18 protein-coding genes are annotated in these 21,607 nt (G+C 61.5%); 5 read left to right on the forward strand and 13 right to left on the reverse strand.

All coding sequences use genetic code 11. The annotated features are described in order from the left end of the window. Window positions 1-66 precede the first annotated feature (66 nt). From gltP to V5F23_RS00310, 4 genes are all read right to left on the reverse strand, one after another. Window positions 67-1,398: a glutamate/aspartate:proton symporter GltP gene (gene gltP / locus V5F23_RS00295; protein WP_042728900.1), complete on the reverse strand. Its 1,332-nt coding sequence runs from the start codon at window positions 1,396-1,398 to the stop codon at window positions 67-69. 688 nt (window positions 1,399-2,086) lie between these two features. After that, complete coding sequence (locus tag V5F23_RS00300) at window positions 2,087-2,551, reverse strand: inhibitor of vertebrate lysozyme family protein (RefSeq protein WP_042728899.1); 465 nt, start codon at window positions 2,549-2,551, stop codon at window positions 2,087-2,089. A 2-nt stretch (window positions 2,552-2,553) separates the two neighbouring features. Then, a complete protein-coding gene (locus V5F23_RS00305) occupies window positions 2,554-2,718 on the reverse strand; it encodes a DUF1328 domain-containing protein (protein ID WP_003177151.1) in 165 nt (54 codons plus the stop codon). An 82-nt stretch (window positions 2,719-2,800) separates the two neighbouring features. After that, window positions 2,801-3,094 carry a hypothetical protein gene (locus V5F23_RS00310; protein ID WP_047739342.1) on the reverse strand — a complete coding sequence of 98 codons (294 nt, stop codon included), beginning with the start codon at window positions 3,092-3,094 and terminating at the stop codon, window positions 2,801-2,803. A gap of 436 nt (window positions 3,095-3,530) precedes the next feature. Here V5F23_RS00310 and algB point away from each other — a divergent pair, with 436 nt between their 5' ends. Both algB and V5F23_RS00320 read left to right on the forward strand, forming a co-directional pair. Continuing rightward, on the forward strand, window positions 3,531-4,877 hold the full coding sequence (gene algB, locus V5F23_RS00315) for a sigma-54-dependent response regulator transcription factor AlgB (RefSeq protein WP_042728897.1): 1,347 nt from the start codon (window positions 3,531-3,533) through the stop codon (window positions 4,875-4,877). Between the two features lie 10 nt (window positions 4,878-4,887). Next, complete coding sequence (locus tag V5F23_RS00320) at window positions 4,888-6,678, forward strand: ATP-binding protein (RefSeq protein WP_042728896.1); 1,791 nt, start codon at window positions 4,888-4,890, stop codon at window positions 6,676-6,678. Window positions 6,679-6,684: 6 nt separating this feature from the next. On the opposite strand, the gene V5F23_RS00325 is transcribed toward V5F23_RS00320, so the two are convergent. The 7 genes from V5F23_RS00325 to V5F23_RS00355 form a co-directional block, all read right to left on the reverse strand. Continuing rightward, on the reverse strand, window positions 6,685-8,298 hold the full coding sequence (locus V5F23_RS00325; RefSeq protein ID WP_042728916.1) for an EAL domain-containing protein: 1,614 nt from the start codon (window positions 8,296-8,298) through the stop codon (window positions 6,685-6,687). 75 nt (window positions 8,299-8,373) lie between these two features. Beyond that, window positions 8,374-9,153: an N-acetylmuramoyl-L-alanine amidase gene (locus tag V5F23_RS00330; RefSeq protein ID WP_042728895.1), complete on the reverse strand. Its 780-nt coding sequence runs from the start codon at window positions 9,151-9,153 to the stop codon at window positions 8,374-8,376. 101 nt (window positions 9,154-9,254) lie between these two features. Then, complete coding sequence (locus V5F23_RS00335) at window positions 9,255-11,312, reverse strand: GGDEF domain-containing protein (RefSeq protein ID WP_123579315.1); 2,058 nt, start codon at window positions 11,310-11,312, stop codon at window positions 9,255-9,257. Next, a complete protein-coding gene (locus tag V5F23_RS00340) occupies window positions 11,309-12,187 on the reverse strand; it encodes an endonuclease/exonuclease/phosphatase family protein (protein ID WP_047739339.1) in 879 nt (292 codons plus the stop codon). The genes V5F23_RS00335 and V5F23_RS00340 overlap by 4 nt, the downstream gene beginning before the upstream one ends. Window positions 12,188-12,202: 15 nt before the next feature. Further along, window positions 12,203-12,847, reverse strand: a complete 645-nt coding sequence (locus V5F23_RS00345; protein ID WP_042732759.1) for a thiol:disulfide interchange protein DsbA/DsbL — start codon at window positions 12,845-12,847, stop codon at window positions 12,203-12,205. Window positions 12,848-13,045: 198 nt separating this feature from the next. Beyond that, entirely contained in the window at window positions 13,046-13,657 is a 612-nt protein-coding gene (locus V5F23_RS00350; protein WP_042732760.1) for a c-type cytochrome, read from the reverse strand. A 46-nt stretch (window positions 13,658-13,703) separates the two neighbouring features. Next, window positions 13,704-13,994, reverse strand: coding sequence for a c-type cytochrome (locus tag V5F23_RS00355; RefSeq protein ID WP_003177141.1), 291 nt, complete (start codon window positions 13,992-13,994; stop codon window positions 13,704-13,706). A gap of 191 nt (window positions 13,995-14,185) precedes the next feature. On the opposite strand from V5F23_RS00355, the gene yihA reads away from it, so the two are divergent. Next, window positions 14,186-14,827: a ribosome biogenesis GTP-binding protein YihA/YsxC gene (gene yihA / locus V5F23_RS00360; protein WP_042732761.1), complete on the forward strand. Its 642-nt coding sequence runs from the start codon at window positions 14,186-14,188 to the stop codon at window positions 14,825-14,827. A 372-nt stretch (window positions 14,828-15,199) separates the two neighbouring features. Here the strand turns inward: yihA and polA are convergent, their stop codons facing one another. Next, on the reverse strand, window positions 15,200-17,968 hold the full coding sequence (gene polA / locus V5F23_RS00365) for a DNA polymerase I (RefSeq protein ID WP_047739338.1): 2,769 nt from the start codon (window positions 17,966-17,968) through the stop codon (window positions 15,200-15,202). Window positions 17,969-18,042: 74 nt separating this feature from the next. Here polA and V5F23_RS00370 point away from each other — a divergent pair, with 74 nt between their 5' ends. Together V5F23_RS00370 and V5F23_RS00375 are read left to right on the forward strand one after the other, a co-directional pair. Next, window positions 18,043-18,333, forward strand: coding sequence for a DUF2782 domain-containing protein (locus tag V5F23_RS00370; RefSeq protein WP_034149452.1), 291 nt, complete (start codon window positions 18,043-18,045; stop codon window positions 18,331-18,333). A 59-nt stretch (window positions 18,334-18,392) separates the two neighbouring features. Beyond that, entirely contained in the window at window positions 18,393-19,343 is a 951-nt protein-coding gene (locus V5F23_RS00375) for a homoserine kinase (protein ID WP_042728888.1), read from the forward strand. A 73-nt stretch (window positions 19,344-19,416) separates the two neighbouring features. On the opposite strand, the gene V5F23_RS00380 is transcribed toward V5F23_RS00375, so the two are convergent. Further along, window positions 19,417-21,603: a lipase family protein gene (locus V5F23_RS00380; RefSeq protein ID WP_042728887.1), complete on the reverse strand. Its 2,187-nt coding sequence runs from the start codon at window positions 21,601-21,603 to the stop codon at window positions 19,417-19,419. Between the last annotated feature and the right edge of the window lie 4 nt (window positions 21,604-21,607).

The raw sequence follows: 21,607 nt of genomic DNA on the forward strand, positions 1-21,607 counted from the left end.
CTGGCAGAAACGACAAACCCCGGAGTGCTCCGGGGTTTGTGTTAATGGCTTTGACCTGGCATGCCCTCAGCGGCTGGAGGTTTCACCCGCCGGCAGCGGCTCTTTACTGCGCCAGTGCGGCAGGGAGTTCCAGTAGCGCTGGCCCTTGGCGTCGTCGTACATGCCTTCCCAACGGGCGATCACCAACACGGCCAAGGCGTTGCCGATGACGTTCAGCGCGGTGCGGGCCATGTCCATGATGCGGTCGACACCGGCGATGAAGGCCAGGCCTTCGAGCGGAATGCCCACGCTGCCCAGGGTCGCCAGCAGCACCACGAAGGACACGCCCGGCACGCCGGCGATGCCTTTGGAGGTCACCATCAAGGTCAGCACTAGCAGCAGTTGCTGGCTGATGGACAAGTCGATGCCGTACAGCTGCGCGATGAAGATCGCCGCGATGCTCTGGTACAGCGTCGAACCGTCAAGGTTGAACGAATAGCCGGTTGGCACCACGAAGCTGCAGATTGCCTTCGGCGCGCCGTAGGCTTCCATTTTTTCGATCACGCGTGGCAGCACGGTTTCGGAACTGGCTGTGGAGTAGGCCAGCACCAGTTCGTCCTTGAAGATGCGCATCAGCTTGAGCACCGAGAAGCCGAACAGGCGGGCGATCAGGCCCAGCACCACGAAGGCGAAGAACGCGATGGCGACGTAAACCAGGATCACCAGTTTCGCCAGCGGCAGCAGGGAAGCGAAGCCGAAGTTGGCGACGGTCACCGCGATCAGTGCGAAAACGCCGATCGGGGCGTAGTTCATGATCATGTGGGTGACCTTGAACATGCTTTCCGACACGCCCTGGAACATCTTCACCAGCGGCTCGCGCAGGTCCGATTGCAGGCTGGACAGGCCCAGGCCAAACAGCACGGAGAAGAAAATGATCGGCAGCATCTCGCCACGCGCCATGGCGGCAAAGATGTTCGATGGGATCAGGTTGAGAATGGTCTCGATGAACGCGTGTTCATGCTGGACTTCCGCCGCCGTGGCCTGGTACTTGGAAATATCCACCGTCCCCAGGGTGCTCATGTCGATGCCATTGCCTGGCTGGAAGAAGTTGGCCAGCAGCAGGCCGACGACGATGGCGATGGTGGTGACGATTTCGAAGTAGATGATGGTCTTGAGGCCGATGCGCCCGAGTTTCTTCGCGTCACCGACCCCGGCAATGCCGACGATCAGCGAGGAAATCACGATCGGGATCACGATCATCTTGATCAGACGGATAAAGATATCGCCCGCCGGTTGCAGCACATTGCTGATCCACCAGGCCTTTTCGGCACTGAAATGGTTGAGCAGAGCGCCCAGTGCAATCCCGAGGACCAGACCGATGAGGATCTGCCAGGCGAGGCTTAGCTTTGCCTTCTTCATATCATTACCCTTACTTCAGTTGGACTCGGGCAGCGGCATGGACGATAAACATCCACGCATCTGCCCCCGTATAAGGTCACCCCGAGCGCGCTAGCGGCTTACTGGCAGGCGAAAAAAGGCGCAACTATTGCGATGCGGGATAGGCTCGTCTAATGCCGTAAACGCCTACCCTATGCCGAATCGGCATGAGATTTTCTAAACGAAACCCGCGTCCCAACCGGTTCGCGTAGGACATTTGTGCAGGCATAAGCGCCGTGAACCGGCCATTTCAGCGTAGCCGGGCTTCCTCCATAAGGCTTGTAGAACCGATGAGAGGACCGCGGCCAGACACGTGCTGCAAAAGAAAACTGCTGCCGCGCTTCTCCGATATACGGTCGGAAGCGGGAAATGACTGGAGTGTCTGGAGACAAAATGCCGCAGTCGCGGGCCGGTGACGGGACTCCATCCACCAGCCGCTCTGGCACAGGCATTTTATAAAAGCGAAGCCCTGCGCAGGTTCGCCAAGTCGCCTGGACTTTGCGAACCTGCGTCGTAGCTTTTTCCTGACCCGGCCCTTTCGCAGGCACCCCTTGTGCCCGTAGGTCACTCCGACTCGATCAGCCAGAACGTCCCAGCCCCCTGGTCATGCATCGGCCCTCTTCGGGCTGTGCAGAAGGGAAAGGCAGGGTTGCCTTTCCCGTTTTCAGATTCAGTACCAGTTCGGATCTTTCTTGAGTTGTTCCATTAACAATTTCTGCATACCTTCATCGGGCTTGCCGAGGAAACGGTAGTCGGCATGTCGGGTCGGCGACTTGTCGGCCGGCAGGCCGGCGGGCACTTCCACCAACATGGCGTAGGCTTCGTCCTTGTCAAAGCTGAAGGCGACGATCAGGCGTTTGCTGCGACAGGTCGCCTGGGTCTCGCACAGGGGGCCGACCAGGTACTTGTCGCCGTCTTCCTCGACCGCGTTCATCTGCTCGGCATCGCCCGATAGGTTCATCACCCATTCCGGCAAGCGCTCTTCTTTCTTGACCACGTGCTGCCAGGTCTCGCGGTACTGCGGGTCGGCGGTCAGTAGTTCATTGGCGCGCATCTGCCCGTCATTGGCAGCCATTGCCACGGCACTGCCGCCCAGCAACAGGGCGGCGGCCAGTCCTTTAAGGGAAACGCTCATGGTCAGCCTCGGCCGCGACGGCCAAAGAAGAAGGAAGCGATGAACATCACCAGGAATACGACAAAGAGAATCTTGGCGATGCCCGTGGCGGTGCCTGCGATACCACCGAAGCCCAGTACGGCGGCGATGATGGCAATGATCAGGAAGGTAATTGCCCAGCTCAACATGGTGATTCTCCTTACACTTTTCTATTTAGTTAGGGTCTGGCGGTTGATGGTTCCGGTGCGACAGACGACCGGTCCATCGGGGTTAAAACACCCAGCGCTCCTGACGGGGCAGGTCGGCCACAGGCTGGGCCTGGTCGACGTCCATCATGCGCATCGAAGCGGCTGCTTCTTTCATGCTCGTGCTGCTGACGGCGCTGAAATGGGTTTGGGGAGCACGTTGAATCGACACATGCGGCGTTTCGGGCTGTTGGCTTTCTTGCCAAAGCATCCACTGCTGACCGACGACGAGCGTGATCAGCAGCGCCAGCGCGGCCCACAAGCCCTGTTGGATATGCAGGGAAGTCATGCGAAACGAGGCGGCACTTTGACGATTCATCCTGAAATTCCTCCCAGCCGGGTGTCGTGATCGGGTTACGGCGCTGGAACGCCATGTTGTTCGAGATATTGCAGACGTCATGCCAGAATTTTTAAACGAATAAAATCGTTTAAAATCAATAAGTTATGAAATGTAGAAAAGAGGCTAGAGGCGCATCCTGCACGATGGCCCCGGCGGGAGTCGTGCGTATTGCACGAACGGAAGAGGGGAGGCGTTAGATTCTTTTTGAATTGCCCGTCGCAAACCGCTGTCGGAATGAGCGAGCCGAGCCCCTCGAAACCGGCGAAACGGAAAAAAACGGACTCAAATCAATCTTTTAGCCAACTGACGTCCACAGGGTCCCTCTCGGTGGGTAATATTCCCTCGGAAACGACCATGCAACTTGCCCGATTTTTCTGACACTAACCATCATCATTCATTAAGGAGCGTAGGAAAAATGGAATCCGCCACTGAGCACCAAGGCCGCATTCTGCTGGTAGACGACGAGTCTGCCATCCTGCGTACCTTCCGTTATTGCCTGGAAGACGAGGGCTACACCGTCGCCACCGCCAACAGTGCGGCCCAGGCCGATGCGCTGCTGCAACGTCAGGTGTTCGACCTGTGCTTCCTCGACCTGCGCCTGGGGGAAGACAACGGTCTGGATGTGTTGGCCCAGATGCGTATCCAGGCACCGTGGATGCGGGTGGTGATCGTCACGGCCCACTCGGCGGTCGACACGGCCGTGGACGCGATTCAGGCCGGGGCCGCCGATTATCTGGTCAAGCCCTGCAGCCCGGACCAATTGCGCCTGGCGACCGCCAAGCAGTTGGAAGTGCGCCAGTTGTCGGCCCGCCTTGAAGCCCTCGAAGGGGAGGTGCGCAAGCCCAAGGACGGCCTCGACTCCCATAGCCCGGCGATGAAGGTGGTGCTGGAGACCGCTCGCCAGGTGGCCAGCACCGACGCCAACATCCTGATTCTCGGTGAATCCGGCACCGGTAAAGGCGAGCTGGCCCGGGCGATCCACGGTTGGAGCAAGCGCGCGAAGAAATCCTGCGTCACCATCAACTGCCCGTCCCTGACCGCCGAGTTGATGGAAAGCGAGTTGTTCGGCCACAGCCGTGGGGCGTTCACCGGGGCCAGCGAAAGCACCCTGGGACGAGTCAACCAGGCGGACGGTGGTACGCTGTTTCTCGACGAGATCGGCGATTTTCCCCTGACATTGCAACCCAAGTTGTTGCGCTTCATCCAGGATAAGGAATACGAACGGGTTGGCGATCCGGTGACCCGTCGCGCCGATGTGCGGATTCTGGCGGCCACCAACCTGAACCTTGAAGACATGGTGCGCGACGGGCGTTTCCGCGAAGACCTGCTCTATCGCCTGAACGTCATTACCTTGCACCTGCCGCCGCTGCGCGAGCGCGCCGAAGACATCCTGACCCTCGCCGATCGCTTCCTGGCGCGCTTCGTCAAGGAATATGCACGCCCGGCCCGGGGCTTCAGCGACGAAGCCCGCGAAGCGCTGCTTGGCTATCGCTGGCCTGGCAACATCCGCGAACTGCGCAACGTGGTCGAGCGCGCCAGCATCATCTGCCCACAGGAAAAAGTCGAAATCAGCCACCTGGGCATGGCCGAGCAACCAGTCAACAATGCCCCTCGCATCGGCGCGCCGCTCAGCCTCGATGAATTGGAAAAGGCGCACATCGGTGCGGTGCTGGCCACCGCCGACACCCTGGACCAAGCCGCTAAGACCCTGGGTATCGACGCCTCCACGCTGTACCGCAAACGCAAGCAGTACAACCTGTGAGCGACACCCTATGAAACTGGCGATGAAGCTGCGTACACGGCTGTTCCTCAGCATCTCGGCGCTCATTACGGTGGCGCTGCTGGGGTTGGTGCTGGGCCTGGTCAGCGTGATGCAGATGGCCCATACCCAGGAGCAATCGGTACGCAACAACTTCATCCTGCTGGACCTGGGGCTCAAGCTGCGCCAGACCCTGGGCGACCAGTTGATGATCATGCTCGACGACAAGCCCGACCTGGCCGCCCTGGAGGTATCCAAGAAACAGTACCTGGCGTTGATCGACGAGGGCATCGCCCACGAGCGGAGCCTGGACGAGGTGCCGGACAACTTCAGCAAGGCCAAGGCCGACTACCTCGACTTCTACGAGGCGTTTACCGCCTCTCGCCAGCAACCGAACCCGCTTTCCGCCATTCAGGAGCTCACCGATAAATTCAACGTGCTGCGCAACGGCCTGATCGAGAGTTATCGGCAGGCCCTGAACAACATCAGTGAAACCCAGACGCGTGCCCGCGAGCGGGCATTGTTGATCTCCGGGCTACTCGGGCTGGTGGGGCTGGCGGTGTTGATCATCGGTTTCGTCACCGCCCACGGCATCGCCCGGCGTCTCGGGGCGCCCATCGAGGCGCTGGCCGCGGCCGCGGATAATATCGGCCAGGGCAATTTCGAAGTGACGCTGCCGACGTCTTCCGCCGCCGAGGTCAACTTGCTGACACGGCGCTTCGGCATCATGGCCCAGGCGTTGCGCGAACACCAGGCCACCAATGTCGATGAGTTGCTCGCCGGCCAGCAACGCCTGCAAGCGGTGCTCGACAGCATCGATGACGGGCTGTTGATGATCGACCGGCAAGGCCGCCTGGAACACCTCAACCCGGTCGCCCAGCGGCAACTGGGCTGGGATGAGGAGCGCCTGGGCCAGGGCCTGGGCGAAGCATTGGGCCGCCCGGACCTGGATGACGAGCTGCAATTGGTGCTGCGTGGCGGGACGCTGGAGCGTGCGCCCGAGGACCTGAGCATCGAAGTGGACGGCGAGTCGCGGGTACTGACCTACAGCCTCACGCCGGTGAGCCATACCCAAGGCCATATCCTCGGCGCGGTGATGGTGCTGCACGACGTCACCGAGCAACGCGCCTTCGAGCGGGTCCGTAGCGAATTCGTGTTGCGTGCTTCCCATGAACTGCGCACGCCGGTGACTGGCATGCACATGGCCTTCGGCCTGTTGCAGGAGCGTCTGCATTTCCCAGCGGAGTCGCGCGAGGCCGACCTGCTCGACACGGTCACCGAGGAAATGCAGCGGCTGATGCAGCTCATCAATGACCTGCTGAATTTCTCCCGCTACCAGAACGGCCTGCAAAAGCTGACGCTGGCGCCGTGTTCCATCGAAGAGCTGCTGGAAGCGGCCCGGATGCGGTTCGCCGAGCAGGCCAGTGCCAAGGGCATCGAATTGCTCGTGGCGATCCAGGGCCCGCTGCCGCGCCTGCATGCCGACGCCGCACAGTTGGAGCGGGTGCTGGATAACCTGATCGACAATGCCATGCGGCACACCGGCGACCATGGCCAGATTCGCTTGCAGGCCCGCCGCCACGGCGAGCGGGTGATTATCAGCGTCGAAGACAACGGTGAAGGCATTGCCTACGGCCAGCAGGGACGGATCTTCGAACCTTTCGTCCAGGTCGGACGCAAGAAGGGCGGTGCCGGCCTCGGCCTGGCGTTGTGCAAGGAAATCGTCCAGCTCCACGGCGGTCGCATGGGCGTTTACTCCAGACCGGGGCAGGGCACGCAGTTCTACATGGCGTTGACGGTCTGACGGGCTTCAGGCTTCGTCGTCCAGGCGCCGGCCGAGCAAGCGTCGCCCGCGGGTAATCAGCTCGATCAACTGCACCGCACTGAGTGCATGGGCAAACAGCCAACCCTGACCGAACTTCACGCCCTCGCTGCTCAAGTAGGAGGCTTGGGCTTCGTGCTCGATGCCTTCGGCGATCACCTTGAGCTGCAACGCGTGGGCCATGCGGATGATGTGCGGGGCGACACCGCTGCTGGCGGCATCGTGGCCCAAGGCATCGATGAAGGCTTTGTCGATTTTCAGGCAATCCACCGGCAAGGTTTGCAGGTACGCCAGGCTGCAATAGCCAGTGCCGAAGTCGTCGATCAGCACTTGATGCCCGTTGTCGCGTAACGACTGCAGGTTGTCCCGGGCCACCAGCACATCGATCAGCCCGCGCTCAGTCACCTCGAAGGCAATCTGCCGGGCCGAGACCCGGTGCAGCGCCAGCAGGCGGGCGATCACTTCGCCGATTCGCGGCACCATCACGTCGCAGGCCGCCAGGTTGACCGAGATGTACAACTGCGGATTGGCCCGCAGCAACTGGCCCAGCTGATCGAACAGCCGTTGCAGCACGAAATCGGTGATCTGGCGGATCTGCCCGGTGTCTTCGGCCATCGGGATAAACAAGTCCGGGCTGGTCAGGGTGCCATCCGGCCGGCGCCAGCGCAGCAGGGCTTCGGCGCCGACGCAATTGCGGCTGTTGAGGTCGAAGATGGGTTGGTACAACACCTGCAATTCACCGCGCCGTATCGCGCCGTGCAGCTCGGCGTCCATGGACTGTCGCTGGCGGGCCAGCAGCAAGACCTGGACGCCGATGCCCAGCCCTAGCAGCAGGCTGATAGGCAACATCCACCAGGCGTTGGATGGCATGTTGAAACCCTTGCGCGGGGCGATCAGCACCAACTGATATTCCGGGTTATCGGTCGGCATTCGGTAGATCAGCCGGGTTTGCGTCACTTGCAAGGCATTGCGGCCTTTCGGCGGCCAGGGCTCCGTGGGCGGCCAATGCTGGTTGGTGCCCAGCACCGGAATGGCCCGCTTGCCGTGATCCAGGACCACCAACAGGCTTCCGCCCGGCGGCAGATCGACCACATCGGTCAAATGCCCGCGAGAGGTGGCCACCCGAAAATTACCGCGCCCCAGCATCAGTGCCGCGCGGTCTTCGTCAGGTTCGGTGGTGGTGTTGAGCCAGTAGCTGTAGGTCGGACCGCGCAGGTCGGGCAGGCGGGTTACCGACAATCCGCTCTGGAGAGGCCGGTTCGAACACGCGCCGCTGCCGTCGACATACACCGCTTCATAAACGAAGCGGTAATTGAAGCTCACCTGCCGCAAGGTCGCGATCATGTCATCGCTACAGCCCCGCAGCGGCTGGTTCTGCAGGTCATCGAGGCCTTCACGCAATTGCCCGAAAAGTTGTTCCAGCCGTTGCAGGAAGCGCTCGCCCTGGGCGTTCATCTGGTCGCTTTCACGCTGCTGGATCTGTTGGACGACCACAAACAGACTCCCGGCCAGCAACAGCAGCGTACTCAGGGCAGCCGCCATCGTCGCCAAGAAAAGAGGGCGATGGAGCCAGCTCTGCAACGTTTCGCGGGCAGCCGTCATCATGGGTAATCCTAAAGGTCCCAATGAGTTATAGCTGCTGTTTGGGATTTGGCCCTGTTCGTCAGACGGGCGTCATTATTTTGTCTGGTTGAGCACCTGCAAGATCGCCGCGCTTTGCGCGTCGGGCACGCCATCGAAGCGGGTCGGCCGGTAGTGCATCTGGAACGCGGCCAGCACGTGGTGAGTGGCCACGTCCCATTCGCCGGTCTGGGGCGTCGGGTAGCCCAGGCGCGCCAATTCGGCCTGGAACCAGCTGGCGCTGGGCAGTTGTGCGGCGAAGACGACCTGTTGGCGCGCGACGGCCTGTTCGTCAGGCCAGAGGCCCAGGCCTGCCTGGGCCAGGCGCTTCCAAGGGAACAGCGGGCCCGGATCCAGCTTGCGCAGGGGCGCGATGTCGCTGTGGCCGATGATGGCGCGTGGGTTGATGCCATTGCGTTGGATGATGTCCTTGAGCAACACGATCAAGGCCTGCACCTGGGCTTCGCTGTAGGGGTACCACAGGCGACCGGTAGGGGTGTCGACATAACCGGGGTTGACGATTTCGATGCCGATGGAGCTGGAGTTGAGCCAGGTGCGGCCTTCCCACTCGCTTTCCCCGGCATGCCAGGCCCGACGGTTTTCATCCACCAACTGATAGACGGTGGCGTTCTTATCGTCGCCGACCAGGTAGTGGGCGCTGACTTCGCCATGGGTCAGCAGGGCCAGGGAGCGTTCCAGGGAGGCCGAGGTGTAATGCACCACTACGAATTGGATGCGGCTGTCGTGATTGACCGATGGATGGCTGGTGTCGAGCCGAGGGCCGCTGGCGCAGCCGGCCAGGAGGAGCAGGGAAATGATGAACGGAGCGAATTTCATGGCAGGAGACGTTACACGTTGAAATTAATGCAACAGTGTAACGTATCGTTGCGCGATGAGCCGGGCCCGGCCGCCGATTAAACAAATTGGAACAATTGCCTTCAGCCCAGCTCCACCCGATTACGTCCGGCGCTTTTCGCCCGGTACAGCGCCTGATCGGCTCTTTTAAGCACAGAATCGCTGTGTTCTCCGGGTTTGAACGCCGTCAGCCCCATGGAAACCGTCACCGTGACAGGCTCGCCCTTGAAGTGGAATGGGCAGGCTTCGATGGCAGCACGCAGGGCCTCGGCCAACTGGGTCCCGGCTGTCAGGGGCGTGTCGGGCACCAACAGGACGAATTCCTCGCCGCCGAAACGGGCGATGAAATCGCTGCTGCGCAGGCGTTTGCGCAAAACCGAGGCAATCAGTTTCAGCACCCGGTCACCGGCCAGGTGGCCGTAGTTGTCATTGATCCGCTTGAAGTGGTCGAGGTCGAGCATGGCCAGCAACAAGCTGTTGCCGTGCTGTTGCCACTCGGCCACTTCCTTTTCAAGACGCTCGCTCCAGGCTGCACGGTTGGGCAACCCGGTGAGTGGATCGATCAGCGCCTTGAGCCGCTGCTCTTCCAGATTCTCGCGAACGATCAGGGCATCCTGTTCCATCAGCGCTACGCGCTCGGCGAGACTTTTCAGGCGCGCCGAGACTTCCTGTTCACGCTGCTCGCGTTGCTTCTGGTGCTGGTCCATCGTCCCCAGCAGGCCTTCCAGGTGGTTCTCAAGCACCTGCTTGAGGCTTTCCAGGTCATCGGCCTGCTGGACGCTGCTTTGCAGGCCATCGACGTGCTCGCGAATCTGGATGTCCATGTCCCGGGAAACCGAGAGATTTTCCGCATGGTCTTCGCTGGCGGCCAGCAAGCTGTTTTGGAACGCCTCCAGCCGATCGTTGAGGCGCTGCAGGTAGGCTTCGAATTCGTGCTGGCCGCTGTCGGTGATCGCCAGCATGAGCACCGCCAGATCGTCGAGAATCGGCAGTAACTCGTACCAGTTCAAACCGTTTTGCAGCTTCTCACGCATTGCCTCGGCTTGCGGTCGGTGCCGCTCGGGCAGTGTCAGGTCACCGAGCAGGCCCAGCAAGGTGTCTTCAATGTGCCGGGCCACCGAGCTGTAGGACGGTTCCGGGGAGTCGGGCAGGGCGTATTGGGCATCGGCCGCCTCGACAGCGGCCTCGGCGGCGTTGGCCTCTGCCTGTGATTCTGGCTCTGTCGCAGGAAGAGGCGCTGGCGTCTGCGGCAGCAGCTCATCGGGGTTCGCAGGCGTCGCTTGCGGGGTAGGCGGTTCAACGGTGGCCGGCTCGGTGGTGTCGTCCGGTTCGCTGGCCGGCTGCGGCTCTTCGGGTGCTGGCGCCGGAACAGGGGGCGCGGCAGGCGCCACGGGGTCAGCTTCCGGCGCAGCGACGGTTGCCGGTTCAGGCCGTACTTGAGCGGCAGGCGCGGGCTCTGCCGAGGGCGCTGGTTCCGAGGTCGGTGTGGGGGCGGGCTGCGGTTCCGAATCCGGCTCGACAGGTGCTATATCGGTCGCGCGGCGCTGCGGCGTGGGTGCGGCCTGCGCGACGGGGGCCGCGTCGACCTGGGCAGGCTCTTGCGGCGCATCCTCGTGGCCCTGGCCGCCAAACAGCCGCTGCAGCAGGCCGGGACGATGGGCTTCGGCAGGGGGTTCCAGCGCGCTCAGGGCCTGGCCTTGCAAGGTGCTCAGCTCGCTCAGCAACAGCGGGATCTCTCGGGTCTGGCCGACCCGGTCGTCCAGTCGCTTGGAAAATTTCTTCAGGGGCCGGCTGACGTCCTTGGGCAGCGGCAGGGTCTGCAACTGCGCCACCAGGGCCGTCAGTGCAGCGCTCATCTGCTCGACCCGGGTCTCGCGGCGCTGTTCGGAGTCGAGTACGGCTTTCTCCAGGCGCGGCAGCAGGGTGGCAAGGGCCGCATCCATGTCGTCGGTGCGGATCGCCTCACGCATTTCCTTCATGCATTCGTCGACCGCCCGGTCCGAGCCTTCGGCGGCCAAGGTGCTGCGGACCAGGCCGCGACGCAGCAAGTCGAGCCGGGCATCCCAGCGGCGCTCAAGCTTTTCCTGCTGTTCGAGACTCTTGAGGTACTTCTCTCTCCAGCGTTCGGCGTCGTCGCTCATTCATCGGATCCGCGAGGGGCCGGACTTAACGCAGGGAAGGCGTCGGCCGTGAGCGAACCCGGCAAACGAATCTCGACCGCGACCGGCAGGTGATCGGAAATGGGTTGGGCCAGCACCTCGACGCGTTCGAGGGTCAGGGTGGGGCTCAACAGGATATGGTCCAGGCAGCGCTGGGGGCGCCAACTGGGAAAGGTCGCTTGCAGTTGCGGCGCAAGCAGGCCGAGATCGCGCAGGGGCGAGGTTTGCAGCAGGTCGCTGGCGTGGGTGTTCATGTCCCCCATCAGCACCTGGTGCTTGTAACCGCCGATCAGCTCGCGGATGTAGGCCAGTTGCATCGTCCGGGTACGTGCGCCGAGGGCCAGGTGCATCATCACCACGATGAGCGCCTCCGGGCCTTCGCCGAACCGCGCCAGGATCGCCCCGCGCCCTTTGGGGCCAGGCAGCGGATGGTCTTCGATCGCCCACGGTCGCAGGCGACTCAGCACGCCATTGCTGTGCTGGCCGAAACGTCCGAGGTTGCGATTGAGTTGTTGGTACCAGTAGGGGAAGGCACCCAGTTGCGCCAGGTGTTCCACCTGGTTGACGTAGCCGGACCTCAAGCTGCCGCCATCGGCCTCTTGCAAGGCCACCAGGTCGAAATCCTTGAGCAGGTCGCCGATTTTCTGCAGGTTACCGGCGCGCCCGGTGTGGGGCAGCAGATGTTGCCAGCCGCGGGTCAAGTAATGCCGATAGCGCTCGGTGCTGATGCCGACCTGGATGTTGAAGCTCAGCAGTCGCAGGCGGCTGTCGGCGGGCAGGCCCGTGGAGGCGACATGATGTTCGTTGACCCGCGGTTCATGCAGGCCAACGAGGCGTTCGGTACTCCAGCGGGCCATGGGCGTGGGCCGCGCTTAGTTGGCAACTGCCTTGGTCGTCGCCCGTTCCTTGGCGATCAACTGGTCGGCCAGTTGCAAGGCTTGTTCCGCACCGCCGGCAGAGCCGATGTCGAAGCGATACTTGCCGTTGACGATCATGGTCGGTACGCCGGTGATCTCGTACTTCTTGGCCAGCTCCTTGGCTTTGACGATCTGGCCCTTGACGGCGAAGGAGTCGAAGGTCGCCAGGAATTTATCCTTGTCTACGCCCTGGGTTGCCAGGAAGTCGGCCATGTCATTCTTGTCGGTGAGTTTTTTGTGTTCTTTCTGGATCGCGTTGAAGACCGCCGCGTGAACCTGGTGCTCGACGCCCATGGCTTCAAGGGTCAGGAACATCTGGCCGTGGGCGTCCCATGGGCCGCCAAACATGGCCGGAATGCGAACGAAGTTGACGTCCTTGGGCAGCTTCTCGACCCATGGGTTGATGACTGGCTCGAATGCGTAGCAATGCGGGCAGCCGTACCAGAACAGCTCAACCACTTCGATCTTGCCAGGCGCTGACACCGGAACCGGGTTAGTCAATTCAACGTAAGGGGCCTTCGCCTCGTCGGCGGTGGCTTGGGCTGCCATGCCGAACAGGCTGGCGACGACGAGCGCGGCGCTGGTGATCAGATTACGCATGCTTTACTCCTGGACAATAAGGGGGCCTCGCGAGGTGTGTTTCTCAGACAGACCTTGGCGGGTTCAGTTTCGCTAGTGTAACGGCAGCGGCCACAAAAAAGGGCGGCCAAAGCCACCCTTTTGATGCTTGCATCGACAGATTAATCGAGCGTTAACGTTACAAGCGGTGTACACCCCTCATAACGTCGCCCGAGGACCTTAGTGCAGGCCCTGGATGTAGCTGGCGACGGCGGCGATGTCTTCGTCGCTCAACTTGCGAGCGATGGTACGCATGGTCATCGCGTCGCCGTCGTTGGCGCGGCCGGCTTCTTCCTTGCGGAAGTCGGTCAGCTGCTTGGCAACGTACTGGGCATGCTGGCCACCCAGGTGTGGGAAGCCGGCAGCGGCGTTGCCGGCGCCGTTAGGCGAATGGCAGCCGGTGCAGGCTGGCAGGCCCTTTTCCAGGTCGCCGCCGCGGAACAGCTTCTCGCCACGGGCCACGAGTTTTGGATCGGCTGCCCCGACGCTGCCTTTCTGGCTGGCGAAGTAGGCCGAGATGTCCGCCAGGTCCTGATCGCTCAGGTTGGTCAGCAAGCCGGTCATCTCCAGCACCGTGCGCTTGCCGGACTTGATGTCGTGCAGTTGCTTGTTCAGGTAACGCTCGCCCTGGCCCGCCAGTTTCGGAAAGTTGGGCGCCATGCTATTGCCATCTGGACCATGGCAGGCCCCGCATACCGCCGCTTTCGCCTGACCGGCAGCGGCATCGCCAGCGGCGTGGGCTACACCGGTCATCCCCAAGGTCAACAGCAGACTCACGATCAGTTTGTTCATCAGCTAATCCAACTACGGCTAAGGGTTAAAGAGTTATGGACCGGGATCACTCGCTCATCCACTGGATGATTGCTCGGTAATCCTCGGCACTGCAGTCCATGCACAAACCACGCGGCGGCATCGCCTTGAAACCCTGGGTCACGTGTTGCACCAGCGTCTCCATACCTTTCGCCAACCTCGGCGTCCAAGCTTCCTGGTCGCCCTTGCGGGGCGCTGTGGGGAGTTGGCCGGAATGACAGGCACCACAAACACGGTTGTACACAGCTTCCGGATCCTGTGTAGCCTGAGCGCTGTAAAGCGGCATCAAGACACCGGCAGCTAGCAGCCATTTCGTCATAAAACGACCTTTTCAGGGTTGAGAGCGAGCTGCGTTCTAGTGCGCAATTTCGGTCGATCGCTCCCGTGAGCTTCATCCTACGCTGGGACAAAGCGCACACAAAATCTGCGGCATTATATACTGGCGTCACTGAAACGGAAACGACACAGCTTGCCGCGTCCATTCCCGACGCCGCTCACATCGGAAATCCCATGCAACTGAAGAACCCCATCCTTGGTCTGTGCCAACAGTCCACCTTCATGCTCAGCGCCGCCAAAGTCGACCAGTGCCCTGACGACGAAGGCTTTGAAGTGGCCTTTGCCGGGCGTTCCAACGCCGGCAAGTCCAGCGCGCTGAACACCCTGACCCATGCGAGCCTGGCACGCACCTCGAAAACCCCAGGTCGCACGCAGCTCTTGAACTTCTTCAAGCTAGACGATGAACGCCGTTTGGTCGACCTGCCTGGCTACGGCTACGCCAAGGTGCCGATTCCGCTCAAGCAACACTGGCAGCGCCACCTGGAAGCCTACCTGGGCAGCCGCGAGAGTCTGAAGGGTTTGATTCTGATGATGGACATCCGCCATCCGATGACCGACTTCGACCTGCTGATGCTGGACTGGGCCGTGGCCAGCGGCATGCCGATGCACATCCTGCTGACCAAGGCGGACAAGCTCACCTACGGCGCGGCCAAGAACACCTTGCTCAAGGTGCAGTCGGAAATCCGCAAAGGCTGGGGCGACGCGGTCACCATCCAGCTGTTCTCGGCGCCCAAGCGCATGGGCCTGGAAGAGGCCTACACCGTGCTGGCCGACTGGATGGAACTGGCGGACAAGGGCAGCGAAGCGGCCGAATAAGCCAAATCGCAGGCAAAAAAAACCCCGGACTTCGTATGGGGAGGGGGAAGTTCGGGGTCCAAGTTCCGGACCGCTAGGGCGGGGTCCAGATATCTGCCAACACTTAACACAACATAGGAGCATTGAAGGGCTTCACCAGCCATTCAAAATCTCTGAGTGGCAATTCACGGGTTTAGTTCAGATTATTTTTGGAAATAACCGTAGGGCTTTTCCGAACTTAAACGTTTTTGCCGGTTGCGCAGTGCTTTCTGTGGCGAGGGAGCTTGCTCCCGCTTGAGCGCGAAGCGCTCACAAAATGTTGGGGGCGGCTGCGCCACCCAGCGGGAGCAAGCTCCCTCGCCACAGGCTGTTCTAGCGCCACCGGCAGACCTATCAGTGCGCCTCGTCCCAGTTATTACCCACGCCCACTTCCACCAGCAGCGGCACATCCAGCGTGGCGGCGGCGCTCATGTGCTGGCGAATTTCAGTGCTGACCTGGTCGACCAGGTCTTCGCGCACTTCCAGCACCAATTCATCGTGCACCTGCAGGATGACCCGGGCGTCCAGCCCTGAGTTCGACAACCAGCGGTCCACGGCCACCATGGCCTTCTTGATGATATCGGCGGCGGTGCCTTGCATCGGCGCGTTGATCGCCGTGCGCTCGGCGCCTTTGCGCAGGGCCGGGTTCTTCGCGTTGATGTCCGGCAGGTACAGCCGGCGGCCGAAAATGGTTTCGACGAAACCCTGCTCGGCCGCCTGGGCGCGGGTGCGCTCCATGTACTGCAACACCCCGGGGTAGCGGGCGAAATAGCGGTCGATGTAGGCCTGGGATTGCTTGCGGTCCACGCCGATCTGTTTGGCGAGGCCGAATGCGCTCATGCCGTAGATCAAGCCGAAGTTGATCGCCTTGGCGCTGCGACGCTGGTCATGGCTGACGGCTTCCAGCTCGACGCCGAATACTTCGGCGGCCGTGGCCCGGTGCACATCCAGATTGTTGCGGAACGCATGAAGCAGGCCTTCGTCCTTGGCCAGGTGCGCCATGATCCGCAGTTCGATCTGCGAGTAGTCCGCTGCCAGCAGCTTGTAGCCTTTGGGCGCGATGAACGCCTGGCGAATCCGGCGGCCTTCGGCGGTCCGGATCGGAATGTTCTGCAGGTTCGGGTCGATGGACGACAAACGCCCGGTCGCCGCGACGGCTTGTTGATAGTTGGTGTGCACGCGTCCGGTGCGGCTGTTGATCTGCTCCGGCAGGCGGTCGGTGTAGGTGCTCTTGAGCTTGCTCAACGAACGGTACTGCATCAGCACCTTGGGCAGCGGGTAATCCTGCTCGGCCAGTTCGGCGAGCACGGCTTCGGCGGTGGACGCCTGGCCCTTGGCGGTTTTGCTGAGCACCGGCAAGCCGAGTTTTTCGTACAGGATCACGCCCAGTTGCTTCGGCGAGCCGAGGTTGAATTCCTCGCCGGCGATGGCAAACGCCTCACGCTCCAGTGCCACCAGCTTCTCGCCCAACTCAACGCTCTGTACACCCAGCAGGTTCGCATCCACCAGCGCGCCCTGGCGTTCGATGCGCGCCAGGACCGGCATCAGCGGCATTTCGATGTCATTCAACACCGTGCCCAGGCTCGGCGTGGCGGCGAGTTTCTCCTGCAAGGCCTGGTGCAGACGCAAAGTCACGTCGGCCCCTTCGGCGGCATACGGGCCGGCCAGTTCCAGGGCGATCTGGTCGAAGCTCAGTTGCTTGACCCCCTTGCCCGCGATGTCCTGGAAATCGGTCTTGCTCTGGCCCAGGTACTTGAGCGCCAGGCTGTCCATGTCATGGCGAGTCGCGGTGGAATCCAGCACGTAGGATTCGAGCATGGTGTCGAAGGCGATGCCCTGGACGAAGATGCCGTTGTTCTGGTCCCCGCCGATGGCGCAGTTCGCCAGGATGTTGGTTTCGAACTTGGCGTGCTGGCCGATCTTGAGCTTGTTGGGGTCTTCCAGCAGCGGCTTGAGGGTCTTGAGTACGGTGTCGCGGTCCAACTGCTCGGGCACGCCCATGTAGGAATGGGTCAACGGAATGTAGGCCGCTTCAAACGGCGCCACCGCGAACGACAAACCGACCAGTTGTGAATGCTGGGCGTCGTTGCCGTTGGTTTCGGTGACGAACGCGAACAGCGGCGCCTTGTTCAGCTTGTCGAGCAACGCCTCGAACTGCGCCTGTTCAAGAATGATCTCGTACTGGGCCTCGGCGGCGCCGGGCTGTTCGTCGCTGACTTCGACGATCTCCTGGCCAGCGCGCTTGGCGTCCCGCTGGTTTTCCTCGAACCAGCTCTTGAACTCCAGCAGGGTGTAGAGCTCGGCGAGTTTCTCGTGGTCCGGCTCGCCCATCTGCAGGTCGTCCAGGCCAACGTCCAACGGCACGTCGGTCTTGATGGTTGCCAGCTCGTAGGACAGGAACGCCATTTCCTTGTGCTCTTCCAGCTTGGCGGGCAGGGTCTTGGCGCCACGGATCGGCAAGGTGGCGACGATGTCCAGTTGTGCGTACAGCTCGGTCAGGCCGCCGTTGACGCCCACCAGCAGGCCGGACGCGGTTTTCGGCCCGATGCCCGGCACGCCCGGGATGTTGTCGGAGGAATCGCCCATCAACGCCAGGTAATCGATGATCTGCTCCGGAGCGACGCCAAATTTCTCCTTAACGCCAGCCACGTCCAGCGCGCTACCGGTCATCGTATTGACCAAGGTAATGTGCCCATCGACCAACTGCGCCATGTCTTTGTCGCCGGTGGAGATCACCACCGGGCGATTGGCCGCCGCGCTGCTGCGGGCCAGGGTGCCGATCACGTCATCGGCCTCGACGTTGTCCACGCACAGCAGCGGGAAGCCCAGGGCCTTGACGCTGGCGTGCAGCGGCTCGATCTGCACGCGCATGTCGTCGGGCATGCTCGGGCGGTTGGCCTTGTATTCGGCGTACAGCGCATCGCGAAACGTCCCGCCCTTGGCGTCGAACACCACGGCGAACGGGCTGTCCGGATACTGCTTGCGCAGGCTCTTGAGCATGTTCAGCACGCCCTTGACCGCACCGGTGGGCAGGCCTTTGGAGGTGGTCAGCGGTGGCAGCGCGTGGAAGGCGCGGTACAGATATGAAGAACCGTCCACCAGGACGAGGGGGGCTTGGCTCATGAGCACGATCAACCTTTTCGGCGGGTCCGGGGCTAGAATAGCGGGACCGTTGACGACAAAGGGACAAGGTTATCATGCGCACACTCAATCGCCTGTTACTGGCTGGCTTGTTTGCAACCGTTCCATTGGCCGTCATGGCCGCGGACGATGCCCCAACGCCAGAGCCGGAAGTCACGATCCGCACGGAAGGGGACAAGGTCATCCAGGAGTACCGCCAAAACGGTTTCCTGTACGCGATCAAGGTTACGCCCAAAGGTGCGCCGCCGTATTTCCTGGTGCGCGCCGACGGGACAGATGCAAACTTCATCCGCTCGGACCAGCCGGACATGTTGATTCCGTCCTGGAAAATCTTCGAGTGGAAGTAGTTGCCTAACTTTAATCGGCGCCGCTGCACCGCGGCGCCAGAACTGAGCAGTTTTTAACCATGTCTGTGTTTACCCCCTTGGCCCGGCCCGAGCTGGAAACCTTTCTCGCCCCTTATGGGCTCGGCCGCCTGCTTGATTTCCAGGGGATTGCCGCCGGTAGCGAAAACACCAATTTCTTTATCAGCCTGGAGCGGGGCGAGTTCGTCCTGACCCTGGTTGAACGCGGCCCGGTGCAGGAAATGCCGTTCTTCATCGAACTGCTCGACGTGCTGCACGACGCCGACCTGCCGGTGCCATACGCCTTGCGCACCACCGACGGCGTCGCGCTGCGGGAACTGGCAGGCAAGCCTGCGCTGCTGCAACCGCGCCTGGCGGGTAAGCACATCAAACAGGCCAATGCCCAGCATTGCGCCCAGGTCGGCGAATTGCTGGCGCACCTGCACCTGGCCACCCGCGACAACATGATCAAGCGCAAGACCGACCGCGGTCTGGACTGGATGCAGGAAGAGGGCGCCAAACTGCTGTCGCACCTCGACGCCGAGGCCCGCCGGTTGCTGGAAGCCGCGCTGGAAGAAATCGCCCAGCAAAAGGTCGGCATCCTGGCGCTGCCCCGCGCCAACATCCACGCTGACCTGTTCCGCGATAATGCGATGTTCGAAGGCACCCACCTGACCGGCTTGATCGACTTCTACAACGCCTGTTCCGGGCCGATGTTGTATGACGTGGCCATTGCCCTGAACGACTGGTGTTCGGACGACGACGGCGTGCTCGACGGCCCACGGGCGCGAGCCTTGCTGGGCGCTTACGCGGCACTGCGACCGTTCACCGCCGCCGAGGCCGACCTCTGGCCGACCCTGCTGCGCGTGGCGTGCGTGCGCTTCTGGCTGTCGCGCTTGATCGCCGCCGAATCCTTCGCCGGGCAGGATGTGCTGATCCACGACCCGATGGAGTTTCAGCAGCGGTTGGCGCAGCGGCAGGCGGTTCGTGTGATGCTGCCGTTTGCGCTGTAGGCAGATGGGGCATCTGCTTTAATCGACTGGGCCTTGGAGCATTCAAGGCCTGTAGGTCGAGGGATGCTTCGAGTCAGATCATGGAGTCGACATCCAGCGCATAGGGTTTGCCAATGGAGTAGCCATGGGCATTTCTGAGCCCATCACCTTCGGCGTCCCGGGTCGGTGTAGGTGCCCATTGCACCATCCGCCGGTTCTGCGGGTGCGCCTGCCAACGGGTCAAACTTTGCGCCAACTGTTCGGGGCGCTCCGACACGCTGCCGTACACGTCTCTTTCACTGACCGACGCGGTGCGTAAAGTCGCCAGGCGAGCGTGCGTGGTGCGTAGTTTGTCGATCTCGTGGGTAAGTGCGTCGTTAATGGGAATGTGGCTGCGCCCGTTGGGAGCACCCTGTTCCATCGCACGGGTTTCGCTGCGCAGTTGCTGGGTAATCCGTGCCAATGCGTTGGCCACCCATTCATATTCTCGCTTTGTCACCAATGTGTCTCCGGCTGCTTGCGCTTGCTGCCAGCGACGCAGCGTTGCCCAGCACGCGGGAATGTAGCCCGGGACCATGAAGTGATTGCCGGTATGGACCAGTTGAGCCAGTAACGACGGGCGATCCGGCAAACCATGGCGGTGCTGTAAGGCCACCTGGCAGGCGGCTTGCTGGGTGATGGTGTCGCAACTGGGGGTCCATAGGATCGAGGACTTTTCCTGGCGACCGAATTCAACCGGTAGGAAATGTCGCAAGGTGCCGTGGTGCGCGTAGTTTTCGCCTGTCCAGTTGGTGATGCCCGCCACGAACACCGAAAGTCCAACCGGTACGTTGACGAAAGTCAGTGCTGCACCTGTGCCATAAACGCCTGCCCGGGTGTTCATCCAGCTTCCGGGAACGCTGGGTATCGGGTCGTTGTGGTTGACCATGCGGTGGTGCGCAAGGGGCTCGGCATTTTTTGTGAAGGTGGCATCAGCCGCACGGGGTGCGCCGTAAGTGTAGAGCTGGATGCGGTAGTCAAAGCCTGCTCGGCGACGCAGCATTTCAGAAAGTAACAGGGCTACGGCACCGCCCAGGCTATGACCGCAAATCAATAGCTGTTGCCCGGTATGGAACCGGTCCAGATAACTTGTCACAAAGGCCGCCGCTTTTTTGGCCGCGCCATAGAATCCGCGATGTACTTGGCCATCACCCTCTTCAAATGGCACTTGAAGTGCATCGGCATCGCGCAAACCGTCAGCGAGCATTTCCGATGTACCGCGCACGGCAATCAGGATCACTTCGTCATGGTGGGTAATGAACGCTTGAGTATCAGTAGCTTCCTTGCCGAGCGTACGATCATCCAGAAAATGGACCTTGGCAGGGTGCTCCTGCTCTTCACCCAATTTTGGGTCGTTCACCGCATAGAGTTCGATGTCGAACGGCACGATCTCCAGGCGTTTGGAGTAGGGAACATCTTCGTACAGCGGGTAGTAGCAGGGTTCTGGTTGCTCTGGGCCTAGCTTCCAGAGCTCCTCGGATTTGGCCAGGCCATCCGCGAACCAGTTGCCGACGCTGGGTTGGAGAGTGAAGCTTATCGGCGTGTTTATCGGAGGTTGGTCGGGTTTCTGGCCGAAGGGGCAATAGCTCAGTGTCGACATGAGGGCCAACTGATACAGGTTAAGCGCGCAGAATTCAGGAGTCAGTGATAACAAGGGCCGCAGGGCTCGCAACGGGCGCACTTCCAAAACCGTATGTTTTTCCGGCATCAAGGCCACGCCGAATTTGCCATGTTCGCCTAGCAGTCGTGCGGGGCCGCCGCGCAGCGGGTAATGACGATATACCTCGGGAGGCAGGTGAGCGGCGTGTTTGACCAGATGACGTACTTCCACCTGAAAGAAATCGTCCGCACTGGCTTGTGCAGGGTTTTCTCGGGTTCGGGTGGCATTGTTGTTCAGGTGACGGGTTTGTTCGGCACGGACTTGGAGTTCGGTGATTTCCAAGGGGTAGTGATCCCTGCCTTGAAGCGTTAAATAGAGCTCTTCGGGACCTCGATATTTTTGCTCAAAGATCAGGGCAACCGGTCCCGCATGGTGGTCATTGATCCTACCCATGCCGTTGGAGTCCAGGTTGTCCGTGTATTTTTGCCCTTCTGAATCGATTGCGACGTAAGTCAGTCCGGCGTAAGGCTCGCCAGAGCCGAACTCATCGACGAGTTGAAATCCAGTCCATTTTCCCTTCACGGGGCAGCTCAGAATGCGACTGCCCAGCCGGGATTCCAATTCCAATTGCATTGATGTCATGGTT

It is taken from the genome of Pseudomonas sp. WP18 (assembly GCF_036689585.1).
Classification (GTDB): Bacteria; Pseudomonadota; Gammaproteobacteria; order Pseudomonadales; family Pseudomonadaceae; genus Aquipseudomonas; species Aquipseudomonas chlororaphis_E.